This window comes from Pseudomonas sp. IT-P176, assembly GCF_949767245.1.
Classification (GTDB): Bacteria; Pseudomonadota; Gammaproteobacteria; order Pseudomonadales; family Pseudomonadaceae; genus Aquipseudomonas.
On sequence record NZ_CATKPN010000046.1, the window covers coordinates 273,223 to 290,985 of the forward strand.

The 17,763-nt window shown below is 50.2% G+C and carries 13 protein-coding genes and 1 pseudogene; 5 read left to right on the forward strand and 9 right to left on the reverse strand.

What is annotated here, in order from left to right; genetic code table 11:
* The first annotated feature begins 100 nt into the window (after positions 1-100).
* From ACM6IP_RS13895 to ACM6IP_RS13910, 4 genes are all read left to right on the forward strand, one after another.
* Positions 101-3,724 (forward strand): response regulator, encoded by a 3,624-nt coding sequence (locus tag ACM6IP_RS13895; RefSeq protein WP_414861686.1) that lies wholly within the window; start codon positions 101-103, stop codon positions 3,722-3,724.
* Between the two features lie 385 nt (positions 3,725-4,109).
* The gene (locus tag ACM6IP_RS13900; protein WP_414861687.1) at positions 4,110-5,708 is read left to right on the forward strand and encodes an anti-phage dCTP deaminase; all 1,599 of its coding nucleotides are present in this window, start codon (positions 4,110-4,112) and stop codon (positions 5,706-5,708) included.
* Between the two features lie 16 nt (positions 5,709-5,724).
* A complete protein-coding gene (locus ACM6IP_RS13905; RefSeq protein WP_223588973.1) occupies positions 5,725-5,901 on the forward strand; it encodes a hypothetical protein in 177 nt (58 codons plus the stop codon).
* Between the two features lie 370 nt (positions 5,902-6,271).
* A complete protein-coding gene (locus tag ACM6IP_RS13910; RefSeq protein ID WP_414861688.1) occupies positions 6,272-7,204 on the forward strand; it encodes a hypothetical protein in 933 nt (310 codons plus the stop codon).
* A gap of 331 nt (positions 7,205-7,535) precedes the next feature.
* Here ACM6IP_RS13910 and ACM6IP_RS13915 read toward each other — a convergent pair whose 3' ends face one another.
* The 4 genes and pseudogenes from ACM6IP_RS13915 to ACM6IP_RS13930 form a co-directional block, all read right to left on the reverse strand.
* Positions 7,536-9,257 (reverse strand): DUF2326 domain-containing protein, encoded by a 1,722-nt coding sequence (locus ACM6IP_RS13915; protein ID WP_414861689.1) that lies wholly within the window; start codon positions 9,255-9,257, stop codon positions 7,536-7,538.
* Positions 9,248-9,475: an ABC-three component system middle component 6 gene (locus tag ACM6IP_RS13920; RefSeq protein ID WP_414861690.1), complete on the reverse strand. Its 228-nt coding sequence runs from the start codon at positions 9,473-9,475 to the stop codon at positions 9,248-9,250. Before ACM6IP_RS13920 ends, ACM6IP_RS13915 begins: the two co-directional genes overlap by 10 nt.
* Positions 9,462-10,427 (reverse strand): ABC-three component system protein, encoded by a 966-nt coding sequence (locus ACM6IP_RS13925; RefSeq protein WP_414861691.1) that lies wholly within the window; start codon positions 10,425-10,427, stop codon positions 9,462-9,464. Before ACM6IP_RS13925 ends, ACM6IP_RS13920 begins: the two co-directional genes overlap by 14 nt.
* Before the next feature lie 155 nt (positions 10,428-10,582).
* Positions 10,583-10,825: pseudogene (locus tag ACM6IP_RS13930) on the reverse strand (transposase); the annotation flags it as partial.
* A gap of 681 nt (positions 10,826-11,506) precedes the next feature.
* Between ACM6IP_RS13930 and ACM6IP_RS13935 the strand changes: the two are divergent.
* Positions 11,507-12,289, forward strand: coding sequence for an SIR2 family NAD-dependent protein deacylase (locus ACM6IP_RS13935; RefSeq protein WP_414861701.1), 783 nt, complete (start codon positions 11,507-11,509; stop codon positions 12,287-12,289).
* Between the two features lie 214 nt (positions 12,290-12,503).
* Here ACM6IP_RS13935 and ACM6IP_RS13940 read toward each other — a convergent pair whose 3' ends face one another.
* The 5 genes from ACM6IP_RS13940 to ACM6IP_RS13960 form a co-directional block, all read right to left on the reverse strand.
* On the reverse strand, positions 12,504-12,797 hold the full coding sequence (locus tag ACM6IP_RS13940) for a helix-turn-helix domain-containing protein (RefSeq protein WP_414861692.1): 294 nt from the start codon (positions 12,795-12,797) through the stop codon (positions 12,504-12,506).
* 192 nt (positions 12,798-12,989) lie between these two features.
* Positions 12,990-13,493, reverse strand: coding sequence for a hypothetical protein (locus ACM6IP_RS13945; RefSeq protein WP_414861693.1), 504 nt, complete (start codon positions 13,491-13,493; stop codon positions 12,990-12,992).
* A 306-nt stretch (positions 13,494-13,799) separates the two neighbouring features.
* Entirely contained in the window at positions 13,800-14,207 is a 408-nt protein-coding gene (locus ACM6IP_RS13950; protein WP_414861694.1) for a hypothetical protein, read from the reverse strand.
* On the reverse strand, positions 14,188-16,239 hold the full coding sequence (locus tag ACM6IP_RS13955; protein ID WP_414861695.1) for an integrase: 2,052 nt from the start codon (positions 16,237-16,239) through the stop codon (positions 14,188-14,190). The genes ACM6IP_RS13950 and ACM6IP_RS13955 overlap by 20 nt, the downstream gene beginning before the upstream one ends.
* Entirely contained in the window at positions 16,232-17,758 is a 1,527-nt protein-coding gene (locus ACM6IP_RS13960) for a site-specific integrase (protein ID WP_414861696.1), read from the reverse strand. Before ACM6IP_RS13960 ends, ACM6IP_RS13955 begins: the two co-directional genes overlap by 8 nt.
* Positions 17,759-17,763 lie beyond the last annotated feature (5 nt).

Genomic DNA, 17,763 nt, shown 5'->3' on the forward strand with positions numbered 1-17,763 from the left:
CGCCAGCCACGACAACTCTGGTACATCCCGTTGCCTCCCTGGATGGCCCTCCTGCACGCGACTGGCTCCAGCCCTCTCAGACTCATTCGGTCCCTTCCCGATGTATTTACGCCTTTTCTGGCTGGTCTTGTGCACGCTGTCATTCAATTCCCTGGCGGAGGCCGCAACGCCGTCTTTGGCGCCGCAGACGCTTTCCAGCCAGCTACACATCCAGCGACAGGACATCGGGATTTCTGAAGAGGACTGGCAGTGGCTGCGCCAAAAGGCCGAACTCAGGGTTGGCGTATCACCTGACGAGTCGGCACCGTTCTCAGTCAATGCACAGAGCAATCAGTACGAAGGTATCAGCGCAGATGTAACGGCCCTCGTGGCTCAAATGCTGGTCCTAAAAATCAAAATCGTGCCATTTGCCACCTCCCTGGCCGCTGAGCAGTCCCTGCAAGCGGGCACCATCGATGTCATCACCCGCCATGGCAGCTACGAGGCGAGCCAAGGTCTGATTTCCAGCATCCCCTACGCCCGTGATCGGTTGGCGGTGTTCAAGCGCAGCACTGAACACCGCGACTCGCCCACCGACCTGGCGGGCTTGCGGGTAGCAGTCACCGGCGACCATCTGCAGGAGTTACAACAACGCTATCCACGGTCTGATCTGAAGGTCTATGGCAGCCATGATCAGGCCATAGCAGCCGCCGCCTTTGGTCAGGCAGATGTGTACGTCGACGATTTGTACAGCGCCTATTACCAAATTAACCGCTCGTTCTACGGCTATATGCGTTTCGAACGCTTCAGTGATCTGCCCATCAGCGGTTATAGCTACGCCTTGCGCGCAGATAACACGCGCTTGCAGCAATTGGTCAACGTCGCCATTGTGTCCATCGGCGACAACCAACTGATCAACATGGCCAAGCGTTGGGTCGGCAACAGCTACATTCCCGACGAAGAGCCCATCGACCTCACCTCGCAACAGATGCTTTGGATCGAGCGCCATCCGGTGGCTCGACTGGTGATCAATGACGACATGGCCCCCGGTGCATTTTTCGATGCCAACGGGATTTTTTCCGGTAGCGTGGCCGATCTTCTTGAGGTCATTACCCTGAGCACCGGGCTGCATTTTCAGGTGATCTCGCGCAGCGGCGGTTACCCGCAAATCATCAACACCTTGCTCAAGGACGAAGCCGAGCTGGCCCTGATGACCCCCAGCCCTGAACGTGAAGAGTCCTTGCGCTTTTCCAGGCCGGTCATCGACGGCCCCTTCGTGTTACTCAGCAACGCAGATCAACGAGGCAACCTGGACAGTCTGGTCGGCAAGCGCGTGGCCATTCCCAGTGGCCACGTGGCGATACCGCAACTGCGCAAGCGTTACCCTGAAGCCATCGTGATCGAAGCGGGCGGCACGCTGGACTCGATGAACCTGCTCTATGAAAACAAGGCCGATGCGGCAGTGATTGCATTGCCTGCGGCGCGGTACTATACCGAGCGTCTGTTTCGCGACAAATTGGTCATTAACCATGTACTGGATCTGGGCCCCAGCACGGTCAATTTTGCATTGCGCCGCAGTGATGCAGAGCTACAGTCCATCATCGATAAGGTATTACAGACCCTGGGCCCGGATGAGCTCAGCGCGATTGCCAACCGCTGGCGCTCCCCCCCAGGCATGAGCGGACAAACGTGGGTCGACTACGAGCGCATGATCCGCCAGATTGTCATCATTGCGGGGTTGCTATTGTTGCTGGTGCTGGCCTGGGTGCTCTATCTGCGCCGACAGATCAATGCCCGGCTTAAGGCCGAGCACATGCTCAACGATCAACTGCAATTTGTCGAAACCTTGACTGACTGCATGCCGCCCCCGCTGTACGTTTGCGATGCCAATGGTCTTATCCTGTCGTGCAATCGTCGCTTCCTCGCAAGCGTTGGCTTGAGCAAAGAGCAGGTACTGAACAAGGCCGTGAAGGACTTACCCTCAGAGCACTTCAAGAGCCCGCCCGAATTTGATCACGATTACCACAACGCCTTGAGCGACGGTCAGATCCACGAGTCGGTGCAGATCATTGAACTGCAAGGCAAAGCCGTGTCGATCAGCCATTGGGTGCAACCGTTCCACGACTGCCAGGGCATCATCAAGGGCGTTATCTGCGGCTGGCTGGACATCAGCGAACACCGCCAACTGGTGCATCAACTGCAAGAAGCCAAGAGTCAGGCGGACAGCGCCAGCCGAGCCAAGACCAGTTTCCTGGCGACCATGAGTCATGAAATCCGCACGCCCATGAACGCTGTGATCGGCATTCTGGAGTTGGCGCTCAAGCGCGCCACGCACGAGCCCATTGATCGTGCCAGCATTGAAATTGCCCATACCTCGGCGAAAAGCCTGCTGGAGCTGATTGGCGATATTCTCGACATTGCTCGTATAGAATCAGGGCGTTTGAGCCTCACGCCCAATCGCGCCAACCTGCGCGAGCTAGTCGAGTCGGTGGCCCGCGTCTTCGAAGGATTGGCTCGACAGAAACGCTTGCGCCTGATGCTGGAAATCGACTCCAACATCAACTGCGATGTGCTGGTTGATGCCCTGCGCTTCAAACAGATCCTCTCCAACCTGATTAGCAACGCGATCAAGTTTACTGAGGAAGGCACGGTCAAGCTCAGCATCGTCGGTGCTTTGATCGACAACAACCAACTCCATGTCAGTCTCAGCGTTGAAGACACCGGCGTCGGAATCAGTTCCGTTGACCAGCAACGGCTGTTTCGCCCCTTCGCCCAGGTACAGCGCAATGTGCAACACACCGAAGGGGCCGGCCTGGGCCTGGTGATATGCCGCTCACTCTGCGAAATGATGGGCGGCCAGTTGAGCATGAGCAGCGCGCTGGGCCGGGGCACACAGGTCAACATTGAGTTACGCGTTCAGGTGTTGGAACGTATCAGACTCGCCCCACTGCTGGCCCCACCACAACCCAGACAGCGTTATCGCTTGCAGGTGTTGGTCGTGGACGACCATCAGGTCAATCGTCAGGTACTGTCTCAACAATTAAAGTACCTGGGGCACGATGTCACCGAGGCCGAGAATGGCCAACAGGCCTATGAGTCCTGGAACATCAATGCGTTCGACGTAATCATCACCGATTGCCACATGCCCATCATGAATGGCGCCGAACTGACGCGCGCCATTCGACGAGAAGAACGGGAAAACGCGCTCGAACCGACCGTGATCATCGGTTTGACTGCCGATGCCCAACCTGAAGAACTGGAGATGTGCATTCTTGCAGGGATGAACGATTGTTTGATTAAGCCGATCAGCGTGGATGAACTGGACGCGCACCTGTTGGGACATCACCAGGTCGACGAAACCGAACAACCCTCAACGGAACAATTGGTCATGGTTCCCGACTCGGTGCAATTGGTTGACCTTGGTCCGCTGGAACACCTCATCAGCAGCGAACCGATGAAGATTCGACAGATCCTTGATGAACTGATCAGGAGCAATCGCGAAGACTCTCAGCTGATGTCTGCGTTACTGCTGGAGGGCGAGATCGACAAGCTTGCGGAATTAGCACATCGCATTAAAGGCGCGGCGCGAGTGGTCAAGGGCGAGCATCTGGTTCAATGCTGTCGCAGCCTAGAAGCGGCGTGCCTTGACCCGCACGTGTCCTTGGACCGGATCAAGGAGTCAGTCGCTCAAGTCGAGGCGGGCATCGGGACACTAGAACAAGCCCTGCTCAGTCTCAGGAGATAACACGTCTTTTGGTTAGATTCACTCTCACCAATGGAGACCATAGCTAGTTTCTGTGTCGCCTTCCCCAGGCAGTGCGGATCAAGCTCACAACTCGATGTGGCTGACCACGAATTGAAGTTGCTCGGTCTCATAGGGTCTAGGGTGAGTAACCTGAACGGCCTCTTCGGGCCGGTAGCAGCCGTTCATGACTGAGTGCTTTCGAGGTTTGGAAGCACCGAAGCGAAAGAATCTCTCAGCCGATGGTAATTCGCCTTCCGGCAACAGGATATGTGAGAAAAACTAGCTAAGGTAAAGGTTGGAGACACAGGCGCCGTAAACCGATAAGTCATCCTGCTCTCCTTTGACGCATCCTTCAGACCGATAAAACCAAAAATTTGGTGATGTGATGGCCGAAAAATCCACAGAAGGCAGAAGCCGAAATCGGCGAAAACTTGATCAGGGCTCGCCCGCCGAAGTGGAGGTCTCCTCTTTAACTCCCAAGAAAGACCCCGAACTGGTCTTTGGGTTAGTAGGGCCGATTGGCGTAAACCTTGACCCCGTTATCGCGGTATTGAAAAGCCAGCTTAATGGCCTCGAGTACACTCCTCATGTCGTGAGGCTCAGCGAACAGATAGAAAGCTTTTTTGATATTTCTCACAACTCGAAGCCTGAAGCTGAACGCATAACTGCGCTCATGGACGCGGGAACGAGACTCAGGGTTGAGGGTAACGAGGGCGCCGCAGTAGCGATGCTGGGATTAGCAGCAATCCGCCAACTTCGAGATGACCACAGCGGTGGGAAGCCCTCAAGACACGCGTTTATTTTGAGGTCATTGAAGCATCCTAAAGAAGTTGAAATGCTCCGGGCCGTGTATGGAAAAGGATTTTTTCTTATTTCGGTCTACTCACCTCGCGATGTCCGCGTAAACGCCTTATCTGAAAAAATAAGCAGATCCCAGTTTGGAGTGGGAACTAACCCACGTGCCATTGCCGAGGCATTAGTTCAAAAGGATGAACAGGAAGAAAGCATCCCTCTCGGCCAAGATGTAAAAGATGCTTTTCCCTTAGCTGACCTTTTTGTTGACGGGAGGTACAAATCAACCGTAGATTTTCAGATAGGTCGTTTTCTACAACTCATATTTGGGAATTCCTTCCTCACACCCTCACGCGACGAGCATGGCATATATCACGCTAGATCTGCCGCGCTGCGGTCAGCAGATCTTAACCGACAAGTTGGTGCTGCTATCTTGAAACCAGAGGGAGATATTATCGCAGTAGGATGCAACGACGTCCCTAAGTCCGGAGGCGATTTGTATTGGCCGGGGGATAAAGATGACGCTCGTGATTTCCAAAAAGGTGTCGACTCAATGGCAGACGAGCGGGTACAGGTTTTGGGAGAAATGCTCGAGCGCCTAAATACAAATGGCTTACTTTCCGCCAAGGCAACAGAAAAAGATATTAGCTCACTGGTACAAAATTTGATTTCTGGGACAGACAAAAAAATACTTAAAAACAGTAGGATCATGAATATTCTAGAGTTCGGCAGGAGCGTTCACGCTGAAATGGCTGCGCTGATGTCAGCGGCGCGCCTAGGGGTGTCCGTCGCTGGAGCGACGCTGTACTGCACGACATTTCCCTGCCATATGTGTGCTCGGCATATTGTGGCGAGTGGTATCAAGCGTGTCGTTTATATCGAGCCGTATCCGAAGAGCAAAGCCAAGCAGTTACATCAGGACTCGATTAGCATTGATGCCCCGACCGCATCGAGAACCCAGGTGAATTTTGAGCCGTTCCAAGGCATCGCCCCACGTCAGTATCAAGAAATTTTTGAGCCGAGTCGGCCGCGTAAAGATGACGATGGGAGGGCCGTAGACTGGCGGGAAATGGGTCATCAGCCCCGTATCGTTCGGTATATCGACACCTACCTTCAGCTTGAACAACTGATAGTCGGTCGTGAAATTCCAAACCTTCTTGCGAAACTGGATGTTAAACTCTCAGCAGACTGAATACGGAGCGGGGAACATGAAAAAGTCAAGTGTATTGGCGCAGCAGGTCATCAAAGCTCAACAAGCCATGCAAGAATGGCCTGAGTCAATTAGATCTGGGCTGAGACTTGAAAGTTCCGTCAGTTTTATTGTTCGTGACTCTAATGAGAAACAAGAGCCTGCATCAGGCACGAAAAGTCGTAACACCCGGTGATCCCTTAAATATTTAAGAATCTCGGGTTAATATAACGGCCGCTGTTTTATTGCTAGCGACCTTTTATTAACTTGTTACGTTTAGATAGTGATTAAACAGGTAGTGTGCTAGATATTGGGGTGAAGTTCTTTCGATGTTCTATACATCCAATGCAGCACCCCCTAATTAGCCCCGGCATGTTTCCCGATATTGCGCCCCATAGGGCATAGTCAACAGTTCTCTGTTACCATTGACTGAGTATGTCCGCTTCTGGCCGATTTCTGCCCTTCGCGACAGGCAGAAATCGGTCAGAAATGGACATTTGTTTTGTCAAGACAACTTTCATTTACAAACGTTAAGCTGGTCCTATTTACCGGACATAAGTTTCCCCATGAGCGATTTAGAGTCTACCCTGACTGGGCAAGATGTAATTGATGCGTTCAAGGCCGACATCGAGGATTTCTTTGAGGCTGGACATCATTTTGAACTACGTGTGGAGACATCTGGCTTCGCTCCAACGTGCAAAGGATCTGGCCCAACTGCACGCATCCAGCTACCCGTGGAAATGCTGGAGAAAGCGGTCGACTCCTTCGATGATCTGGCACTTCTTTTATTGATACTAGGGCATGAAACAGCCCACTATCTTCATCGTCATAACGAGCACCGCGACGAGTCAGCCTTAGAGTCACGAGCTCTAGAGATGTGGGCGGACTATTTCGGCACGAAGCTAGCTATGGTTGTTATGACCATTGGCAACAAGACGCTGCTGCGTTTCGGCGACCTTCCGGGCGCAAAAAATGCTGGAAGCCGCCTTGATGCGCTGGCCTCGGCCTTGGCCACTCTGTCCTGTACTTATTTCAATATCTCCTCGCCAAAATACCCACCAGCGAACGAGCGAGTGTCAATCTGCATCAGCGGGATGTTGTCATTTTTCGAAGTCCAGTTCGGCCTTCAAGACGGCTCTATCGGGGGCGAAGATGCATATCGCAAAGCGATGGAGCCGCGAACTATCATCGACAGAGCATTCAAAGTTCAGAAGCGCTTGTACGCCAATAGAACCCTTGCTGACTTAGCCGAAAAATCTCCCAGCGTGGGCGGCGAATACCAAGAGCTAAATATCATTAGAGCGGTTCACAGGAAGATCCAGGATGGCCAGCCGGCACTATTCGAGGGACTTAAAGTGCTCCAATCATTATGGCTAAGTCTAAATTACGAAATTCCACCTGAGGTTTCGGCAGAAATCGCGAAAAGGAAGCGCGAGCTACTAATTAGCACTTTAGGCGATATGGGTATTTCAGCCGAGATACTTGAACCCAAACCTTAATCCCCTACTCCTGAAAGTGTTTTGCCTTGAGCAGCTCTGATCACCACCTCGGGTGGGCTGCGCTTTCAGCATCCTCTCCGCTTGATGAATCCCCTCTAGTAGCTACCTTAAAGCCTTAGTCGAGGCCTACTAAGCCGCTGAGGACAGTCCGCTTCTGGCCGTTTTCAGCCTGTCGCGAGAGGCAACAGCCGGCCAAGAGAGGCCATTTACAGCAAGGAAAATAAATCTTTCTTCTTTTTCTATATCTGTCCCGTCATCCGCACTTAATGGGGATGACGGCAAAATTTTTTATCTAAGAAATATTTAATATGTTACGCCATCACTCACTGCTTTATTCAATCTTAAAAAGCTTGTTATCCTGAGATAGCTTAACAACAAAATATTTCTCTTGGTTTAGTTCTGCTGGGAGTTTATCCCTCAGAATAGAAGCCACAAACTGGACATGCTTGTTCTGCCGCCCTACAAGATTCGCAATATTAGTAAGTTGATTGTCATGCATCAACTCCTTCTTGTCGTTCAACAAGAAGTGAAGACATGGAATCCCCTCTTCATCCGCAAACAGATTATAAGCTATATCAAAGCAAGATATTTCACCCTGCTTCTTTCCAGAGCTGAAATTCGTGTTAAAAGAGCTGAACTTATACACGCGCTGACCGCTACGAGCAGTAACCCGATCAACTTTCAATGCGTATTGTTCACCATAGAGCTCCTGCGATATCGTTGAGAAATGCCTATTAAACTTATTGAGCTGCGCTTGAATTGCCGCCTCAAATTCGCCAGAAAACAGTTCATCATCTATACCAGCTAAACTCTTATTCAATCCTTCTATTACACCTTCCACTTCGGATATCTGAGTGATGATCGTTTCAAACTCACCTCGCTGGCGATATTTCTCGTTGTTCTCTACTATCACTTTCTCTAGTTCTGCAAAAGATCCACTCTTCGACACCGCCTGGGTAAGCTTTAATTCCTCCAGCAACAGGGCGGCTATCTCGCTTTCATATTGAGCAATACTCGCATTCAGCTGCGGTATGTCCTTAGATATAAATCGTGCTTTCTCCTCCACCATCGCATTATGAAAAACAACAAGATCCTCAAAGGTTTTTTGCACCCCAGAGACTCTCTCAGTAACATCTTTGTAAAGATCTTTAAGTTGTTGAGTATCTATTCCTGCATGACTAGAAGACACTTCCAGTACGGCTTCTTCCGTTAAGCTCTTGCGCATTTTGAGGCGACTTAACAGGCTGGTTTTCTGATTGATCTCAAACTTCACCTCATCAAGCCGACTTAGATCATTTTCGAAATTTTTGTTGATTTTTAAAGTTACTTTCTTTTGATCTAATTGTTCAATATCAAGCAAAATCAAAGACAGCGAAGCTTCATAAGCAGAACGAGTCTGCGTACCTTCGAGCCTTGACTTAAAAGCTGACTCTGTTCTGACCTGAGTCAACAACCGCTGCCTAGCATCACCACGATCAAAATCGCACCCTAGCAAGAACAAATAAAGCGATTCATACTCATCATCTCTCGTGTATTGATTCAGAGTCCTAAGCGTATTAGTTACACTCAGCTCCTTATATCGAATATTATGAGAAATGATCTGCGGAAACGTAGGCTTTTTTCCATAATGACCAGGAAACAGATACTCGGTCAAAAACTCTTCAAATTCTTCCTCGGTCTTTTGCGCTCCATTAATCCTTCTTATCAATTGTTTTCGAGGTAGAAAGTTTCTCTCAATTACAAGCTCCGCTGAGGAAACGGAATTCAAATCTTGCGTGAGCGTCAAGGTAACCAAGGCCTTGGTATTGACTAGAAAGTGCTTAACCACAGCATTTTCGTTTTTCTTGTTCTCCGGATCAGTATATATACCCTTAGCGCTACTCCCGAGACAAAAATCAATAAGCATCAGTACCGTTGTCTTTCCAACGTTATTGCCGGTAATGAGGGTTTCGTCCGACGGTGTCTCGTCAACAATCAGATTCATGCCGGCGTGAAATTTGATATTCCTGATGACACCAAAGTCATTTGCAATATGAAGCGACTTCAAAAACATGAAATTATGCTCCCGTCAGCATTATGAGAAATTAAGCCTGCTAAAAACAGCCAGTCTAACGCGAGCACAAACAGGGGCATAGGAATATCATGATACTTACGGGACTCAACATATAAATCCATAAGCTTAGCCTCTTCGAAAGGCTCTAAAGCCTTCAAAACGAATCCACCAGCAAGATACAAGCTATTATTTGGATGAATATTTTCAGGCAGCAACATTCTTTGCACCTTTAGGCTCTTTGAACACCTTGCACCTGATAAATGCATCGACGAGCAAAATATTTACATTCCGCTCCAATTCGTCCAAAGGCATGACGACATAATTGCCACTGCTTTGAACTCTTTCAACCACGGCCTCAACTATCTTAAAAAATAACTCATCGCCACCAAACGTCATACTAAGCTTAAGGTAAGTATGACGAAGCGAATCCAGAACCGATTTACTTTTACTTTTACCCGCCGCATCAAACACACCATAAACCTGCTCAATGCGAGGATGATAAACCTTGTAGTCCTCTATAATTTCCGCAGCCACTTCAAGCTTATTAAGCTCAATCTTGTCATCTAGATTGTACGCATCCACCGACGCGGAGCTCGCAACTGCGGACAGGTCTTTCTCAGATATTATATTAATAATTGACGCGAGATTTGTCTCTGCAAGCGGCTTTTCGGTGTCAGCCTTTAATTCACGCTTTAAAAAATCATATATCTTTTGTTGCCTTGCAATATCAAGATGAAGTATTTCATTCAGTACTGAGGACACATCATACACATCCTGCGCAGGCAAAAATATTAACCCGTGGGGGTTAGCATAAGTGCCGCTTCTTAGGTGCTTTGCATCTTTCGATATAGACATGAACTTAAAGCTATGCCCCTTATAGGCCGATAAGTCCTTGCCTAGGGCTGATTCAATTTTTACTTTTGTTGAAGTAGAAGAAACTTGCAAAACCAGTTTTCCGGCCACATCAACTAGATCAATACCCTCAATATTCTGAGCGGAAGCATTGATATTTTTCAACGCATAACCAAATAACAAATTCAAGAAACCAACATAGAAGTCTTCTGAATGCAAATGAAAATCCAGAATATTTAGCTTGCCTCTAAGCTCCACCCTCGTGCAAAGTATGGAAAGCCTTTCTTCACAAAGATTGAAATATAAAGATCTATTCACCGGTATTCCAGTATGTCCATTCAGGTAGGGGCGACTTCCGGTTAGAAGACATCCATGTACGCACTGACCCTATCTCTACTATACGTGCTATTCACCGTGTCAAAAAGCTGGGGTCAACGCTTGCAACGATAGCATAACGCCATAAAAATACCTGATTAGCAATAATGCTCAGCCATTCGAACCACCCGCAAGGGTTGTGGAGCGCAGGTAGTCGCGAAGACGAGTAAGCGCATGCGATGTACTCAGGTCGTAGCATCGGTTAAACCGGTACGCAAATGCCCCAGATATCGGGCTGCATATTTACTGAAGTTGGATGCATGGTGACTCCCGCTCAAGCTCGTTTTGAGGTTGCCGAGTACGGTATTGACCCACTTGAATTGGGGTAACTCTTTAGGTTTTCCTGACAAGAAAGCTGAACGGAGTAAGTGCGGAGATGAGTTTGAACGTCCTCGCCCACAACTTGAAGCGTGTGATGAAAATTCTCGGTACCAGCAGTTTAATGAAGGCGCTGTCGGCCTGAAGAGGTCTGTATTTTGGCCACCCAGCAAGGTAGAAGCGGCGCTGGGGGCTCCCAGGCCCTAGTGATGATCCGCAGGACTTGTTGCGAGCAATTACTCAGCCAACAACCGTCGGCGCTGCGCGCCGACAGTGCATAAGCGCGTTTTTACACACTCTGGGCCGTTAGCTGCCACTCGTTACAGGCAGAAAATCGGCAATAGCAGTCACTCACTCGCGCCCCTCCATTACATGCCATCCCTGCTCGACTCATTATTCGAGCGCAGCGAACCGTGCTCCGGGGCGGGGCCGGAGCTGGGGCTGAAATCTAAATTCGTAATGCTCTGTCAGGAGCTGAGATCACTTGGAAAAAATTTGCTTCTTATCGACGGCAGTAAATTTAAGGCCGACGCAGTTTGGATGCGAGTAGTTCGATCAATGGTTGAAGCGGGCGACAGTCTGATCAGCAAGAGGGTGTCGGGCGGACACTTACTGAGATAGGGTACCGACGAAAAGCTGGAGTAGAGAAATACGCTCAGCGACAGCTCCTTACACGCGAAGCAGGAAGGTAGGAGATGATTGCTATGTCTGTCATAGAGCAAGCCGTAGACGCACTTCACAGAGCCAAGAAGGTGGTTTTTTTCACTGGCGCTGGTATTTCCGCCGATAGCGGCATCCCTACGTACCGCGAAAAACTTTCTGGAATTTGGGCAGGATACGATCCGAGGGATTTAGAAACGGCTAAGGCCTTTCGCAAGAACCCCCCATTGATATGGGGATGGTATCTGTGGCGGCGGCTCCGAGTTGCTCAAGCAGAGCCAAATGCCGCACATCATATAATAGCTTGCATGGCTAACTCACTGCCGCAGGTATCTGTCATCACCCAGAATATTGACGACCTTCATGAGCGAGCAGGCTCATTAAACGTGGTGCATTTACATGGCAATTTGGCAATGCCCAAATGCTTCACTTGCCATCGGCCTGCGGTTGTATCGCCAGATCAACCAGCAATACCGGATGAGGGCGCGTTGATCGAGCCTCCTAGATGTCCGCGTTGTAATGGCAAGATGCGTCCTGCGGTGGTCTGGTACGGAGAGGATTTGCCACCCCAGGCATGGAAGGCCGCAGTGCGCCTGGTGAAGAATTGCGATCTTCTAATATCAGTGGGCACCTCAGGGATCGTCATGCCCGCCGCTGGCCTTCCAGACCTCGCGTTGTCGTCTGGAGCTTCGGTCATTCATGTGAACAAAGTTGACGTTGCAATGGGCGAACAGAAGGAGTTCATGTTGGTAGGGTCGGCCGTCGAGGTACTACCAATGTTGCTAGAAGGGTTAGCGGCGGGTAAGTCCAAGGGACTTGAGCTTTGAAGCTGCTTTTCGAGCACACAATCTACCCGTTAGGCCATTACAGGCGCTAGAAAGGCGCGTCTATCGGACGCTTACGCTTCCAAGAGTACTTCGGAGAGAGCTGTAATAGTCTTCGTTATGTGGTGATCTAGCTTCAAATTAGGTGCGGGAACGCTATTGACCTAAGACTGCCATGGTTTCTCGAAGCTGGCTGTTAACGCTCAGCGCAACGGAATTACTTCTTATCCGACTCGAGATCCCCAAGCCCTTGGGCACGCAATTGCTTCTTTACCAAGGCCAACAGCTCTGTGGCTGATTGACCGGATTCAGCAAAAGCGCCAACCAAGATCGTTACCAAGTGCACGTCCAAAGCCTCGGCTAACTCTTGCATTTTATCGAGCGTCGGACTTTTGATGGCGCGCTCAACTTCGCTGATATAGGCCTGACTAGGGCCGATGGCATCTTGCGCCAAACCTCGGGAAAGCCTAATTTTTCGGATGGTCGTGCCGAACGCGTCTCTGAGTTCCATTTGCTTGCTCGCAAAAGGAACGATAAAGCCGGTCTATGGCAAAAATGGCTATACGCTATAGCGATAGTTGGGTTTCGTTTAGGATCTTTCCACTTTTTGGCGGACCTTTTGTAGTCAATGCTATGAATTACGTCGATTTACTTCGGCTAGGCGTTAACCGGATCGCCGGCGGGGATTTGCAGTTAGGCAGGTTCATTCCTCGGCGCGAGCTATTTGAGTTGCAGATGCTCTCGATAGGACTTGTTCTAAGGTGTCCCGAATGGAGCTGAAAGGTGACAACGCTTCAGATCCGAACAGCTTCAGTGGACGGATTTGTTTCGTGAAAAGCACTCGGTGATCCCATGCCGCTAATTTGGCGGCGTCGACATCGCTATCAATCCGCGCCTCGGTCTTGTAGAGCATGCCTTCTGCAGAGCTTTTGGGATCGGTGAGGTGAGTCAATTCCACCAAGTTGTCCAAGCACCAAGCTCCAGTACCATTCAGCTCACCAGGGCTCAGCAGTTGCACATTGTGGACGACTACCGCATCAACTGTGGCCAGGTAGCGTTTGAGGTCATAAGGATTGGACAGTACGGCGGCCCGACGCAAGGTGGGTTCATCGATTGGAGAAATCGTGAGGATGAAACAGGGTTGCTCAAATTCGAAATGTCCCCAGGATCGAATCGTTTGTTGGTCTGGATCAAACGCGAAGAACATACTTTCACTCCGGTAATTTTGCCCAATTTTTGCCGCGCAAATGCCAGGTATTGTCTAGCCGCGAAAGCGCTCAAATATACGCTATAGCGCATATGAATGCGATCGGAGTTGAGTCTTCAACTCAGCCTTACAGTGAGAAAAATATGCTTGCTCCGTCGTAATACATCCAGCAAGAAAATTGAGGGCTTACGCGATGAGGATGTTTTCGGGGTATGCCTGTGGCAAGTGAGGGACCGGGTAAAGACATCGGCGGTAATCTCCGCTACCTAGCCACCCTAATGCGAGTCAATGCACGCACATCGACGGCTAGCTCTCTGAAGAACCCCTCCTCGCTTTGGGGAGAGGGGCCGCCAGCTGTTGCTCCGTGAGGCCATGACAGTAGGCGTTGTATTGCCAGATAACAAACTGTTCCAACAAGCTTTCATTTTCATTTTTTAAACGGGCATTTTCTTCCTCAAGACGCCGTATACGTTGTGCGGCCACGGTAATGGAGGGAGGAATTTTGGCGTTGTCGTTTTTAAGGTCAATTCGACCTTTCTTATGCTGAAAGGCTTCTCGAATCTGTATGTAAGCACTCAATGTTTGACGTGTAGGTCGCGTGCCTATCAGCGGGGCTAACGAGTCGCATAAAGCGTCCCACGTGAGCCGGCCTTCCCAGCCATCCAGAGTGCGAACGATCTGTTCTAGATCAAAGTTAGTCAGATGCTTTGCCATCTCGCTCCTTGAACAAATCCTGAGTTTCAAACATTACACTCTCAGGAAGCTTAGGCTGCGGGCTTCTCGCTGCAAGCTCACGTTTCAGCGGACTGAACTCTTGATCATTACTTAAACGCACGACCGCCCCTCTCTCAACCTCATCCGCTTGCAGCAGCGAGATCAGCTGGTTCGCTCGCTCCAGCGTTGTTTGCTGATGAACGGTCCAACGGTCTGCGCCATAGTAGCCCTCGCCCAGTGCCTGCTGCGCCTGGGCGAGTTGTAGTGCAATCGCATCGCGCTGGAGTATTAATCGTGCCAGCTTTTGATCATCACCTTTCACACAGACATGCTCGTTGCAGTTCAAGCAGTCCCGGTGTTTCTGGCACGGCAGCATTGAGTAATCATGCACGCAGAACCCAAGCTCGGTGACATGCGCCATGACATCGCCGATGGCGCCCAGGTCCGCTAACGTCACCGGTGCATGGGCTGCGATTTTTTCTAAGGGTCCCGACAACGCACTGAGTGCTGGAAAGCTACCTATTTTTTCCAGATGTTCTTCATCAGTCATGTGGTTGTAGGTGTTGTTCTGAGAAACATTGGCGCGCCCTGACCAGCGCGCAATGTCGAACTGCCCCAAGTCACCGCGTTGCGCGGTGGTATTGAGAAAATGGCGTACCTGGTGAGTCGTCAGACTGATGCGACTGCCATCCGGGTTTTTACACCCATTTCGATCCCAGACGGTTTGCATCTCTCGAGTGCCACTGGTGATGGACAACGCACTGCTGATGCTACTGCTGCCGGGCCCCCAGATGATAATCGGCGATACACCTCGTTGATGGTGCAGTTCATTGACCCGCATACAGAATAGACTGTCGGACCACTTGAGCTGCAGCTGTTTATTTTTCCAGGGAAAATCCTTGGGCAAACGCGAGCGCGCGTATTTATTGAGAACAGCCAAGGTAACTTGTTCCAAGGCGATATTATGCTCGTAAAGAAAACTTGCTATAGGATTGGCTAAGTTCTTGAGAAATGCTCGTGCATAGCAGGGCAGCCCACGATACTTGACACTCAACGCATCACAGATCTGCGTAACACTCAAGGGCGTACTATCATCCACCGCTGGACACGCCGCGTGCCGATAGAACAGCTCAGGATGATTTTCATACCATCTAGCCATGCGCCGACCTTCATTGGTAAGTTCGGTGAGGCGCTCAACAGCGTTGACTGCGACATCATTGAACACGGCTGGAACCCACTTAATATTAGGTCCAAACCCCTTGCCTGAATAAAACCTCAGACCCAACTTTTTCGCGCCTTGGGCATCAATTTCACTGTGCAAGCAGTCCAGCGGCAGATCGTGAACCTCTGAGATACGGGCCGGCGCGCTCATCAACAGTGCAAAGAGCGACACCACATACTTATCCGCGGGGTTTTGCGGATTGTTGGCAAACATCTCTGCCATGTAATTAAGCACATGATCAGGCGGCATTTTATCTTGACTGGCTTTCTTGCCTTCGCGATCCGTTCTGCCGTTTCCTTTGGGTCCTGGAATTGAGCACTTCCAATGAAACGCCCTTTCCACCAACTTATGTTCGAGCAAGAATTTAACGAACCGATTTAACTCGGAACTGGCCATATTGCCGCTGAACTGATAGTGCTCACGCGCCACGGCAACCGCATGATCCAACACAACAGGGTCAACGAGCGAGATATCCGCGACTTTTTTTATCGCCAGTAACGCCGGCTCGACACAGCGAATAGGGACAATACTCCTGGCAGCATCCCGCGCGCTCGGGCTATGTGCTTTTCGGTATGCAATATAGGCTTTTGCGAAAGGAATGATGTCTGGACTCAGCAAGTCTGCAGCGGTCACTTTCCGTGGGTTGACACCCGCTTTGGTGAAGCCCACCTCCCCGGTCCAAAAATTGCTGTCCCAATCAACTTTTGGCCCCAGTACGTCGAGATCTTCCCGGCAACGATGGATAAATTCTCGGACATTCGCCTTGGCGTTGGAATTGGCACCGGGAGTGAATGTGAAGATCTTAGCCATTCGAGGTCGCCTTCTTCGCTTGGGCGCAGCGCTGGACCACGTCTGTGACCGCCAGAATCAATCGGTCATTGGCTGAGGCGACTTTAGTGTCCTGCGTGACGGTCCACACTCGATCACTGCTGGCAAGTAGCTCACTCAGCACCTCTTCATGGGGGCCGTCCAGCCATGGCTGAAAGTGCGTGCAGGTGTAACAGGCCAGGGGCGCTAACGCTCCACAAAAGCCATAACTACCACACGTGCCGATATTCACCCGCCCATTGGTTATGCGGCTGCTCGGATCGCCGCCTCGAACAGCCTCCCGCTCCGAGGTCACCAGCACCCCCTGAAACGCCTGAGCCAAAGGCGCCAGCCTTTGTGCCACCGCTTTGTCGATACGGCCAACAATGTCCGACAGACTTTTTATGTAACAACTCGTACTTTGCATTGTAGAGTGGTCCAGTGCCTCCGCTACAATAGCAATGCCGTAGCCTTGATGAGCCAGGTTAGTCCCGAGCGTATACCTAAAACGGCGTGAGGTTAGATTTAAAGGCTGACCCGTCCTTTCGGAAAATACCCGGTGTTCTTCCGAAAACCGAGTCAACGCGCTATTACATATGTTTGCCGGCGCATGGAGATAATCGAACTGCAAAAGCTCCGACAACTCCCTCTCTGTCGTGCGAGACGAAATGTCTACAAAATCAGGAAAAAGCGGAAGCTCTTGGATAAGCGCATCGGAAAGTCGAAAATCAACAAGGGACTGCAACCTATCTACAGTTTCGGCTACCTGCAATTGCAATATCAGCCATAGATCTTCGTCGATGGCATAGGTGTTGAAGGTGGAACGCCACAACGCATGTCGCTGCTTCGCGCGTGGAAAATTGATTTCATAGCCTGCAGTGCCGTTGTTCTTGGTTGCCCGCACATCTTTGATCTTCAGTGAAACAATTTGAACCGAGCGCCGCCCTGTGTAAAGTAACGTGAGGATCAAGGCCACCGTTTCCACCCTCAAACGATGTTTTGAATAACAAGTGATCACACCATCCAGCACACCTTGCATTTCAACGTCCGTCAAAGGCCCCTTCTGACTGTCCATCTGCAGCACTGCACGCCCGATTTCATTCCCTTTTAATACCCACCCCTGTAACGTTCTAATGAACTCCTCATTTATTCCCGGATGACCTTGCCTGTACCAGGCAACTAAAAACCCCCTCAGAGAACCTAAATGATGCTCTGTAGACGAACTGAGCTTTGCGCGAAATGCCAACAATGACTTTGTATCCAACCGACCATCGGAAAATAAAAAAAATGACTTTGCGCGATGCATCATATTTTGAGTGTGTGACGCTGAACTATTGACGGCATAATAATGCAAGGTATTCAGAAACGAATCTTTTAATTCATCGGTCAAATCGTCAACCCAATCCAACTCTATGATGATATTTTTATTAAGGTGCCAAGTACGTTCAGACTTAGAAAACGCCCATCCATCACGGGACCGCGATACGGTTTGATTATTCATGTCTATATCAGCGTAGATCATTAGAA

Coding starts and splice junctions, on each gene's coding strand:
- ACM6IP_RS13895 (WP_414861686.1), top strand. CDS start 101: ATGTATTTACGCCTTTTCTGGCTGGTCTTGTGCACGCTGTCATTCAAT.
- ACM6IP_RS13900 (WP_414861687.1), top strand. CDS start 4,110: ATGGCCGAAAAATCCACAGAAGGCAGAAGCCGAAATCGGCGAAAACTT.
- ACM6IP_RS13905 (WP_223588973.1), top strand. CDS start 5,725: ATGAAAAAGTCAAGTGTATTGGCGCAGCAGGTCATCAAAGCTCAACAA.
- ACM6IP_RS13910 (WP_414861688.1), top strand. CDS start 6,272: ATGAGCGATTTAGAGTCTACCCTGACTGGGCAAGATGTAATTGATGCG.
- ACM6IP_RS13915 (WP_414861689.1), bottom strand. CDS start 9,257: ATGTTTTTGAAGTCGCTTCATATTGCAAATGACTTTGGTGTCATCAGG.
- ACM6IP_RS13920 (WP_414861690.1), bottom strand. CDS start 9,475: ATGTTGCTGCCTGAAAATATTCATCCAAATAATAGCTTGTATCTTGCT.
- ACM6IP_RS13935 (WP_414861701.1), top strand. CDS start 11,507: ATGTCTGTCATAGAGCAAGCCGTAGACGCACTTCACAGAGCCAAGAAG.
- ACM6IP_RS13940 (WP_414861692.1), bottom strand. CDS start 12,797: ATGGAACTCAGAGACGCGTTCGGCACGACCATCCGAAAAATTAGGCTT.
- ACM6IP_RS13945 (WP_414861693.1), bottom strand. CDS start 13,493: ATGTTCTTCGCGTTTGATCCAGACCAACAAACGATTCGATCCTGGGGA.
- ACM6IP_RS13950 (WP_414861694.1), bottom strand. CDS start 14,207: ATGGCAAAGCATCTGACTAACTTTGATCTAGAACAGATCGTTCGCACT.
- ACM6IP_RS13955 (WP_414861695.1), bottom strand. CDS start 16,239: ATGGCTAAGATCTTCACATTCACTCCCGGTGCCAATTCCAACGCCAAG.
- ACM6IP_RS13960 (WP_414861696.1), bottom strand. CDS start 17,758: ATGATCTACGCTGATATAGACATGAATAATCAAACCGTATCGCGGTCC.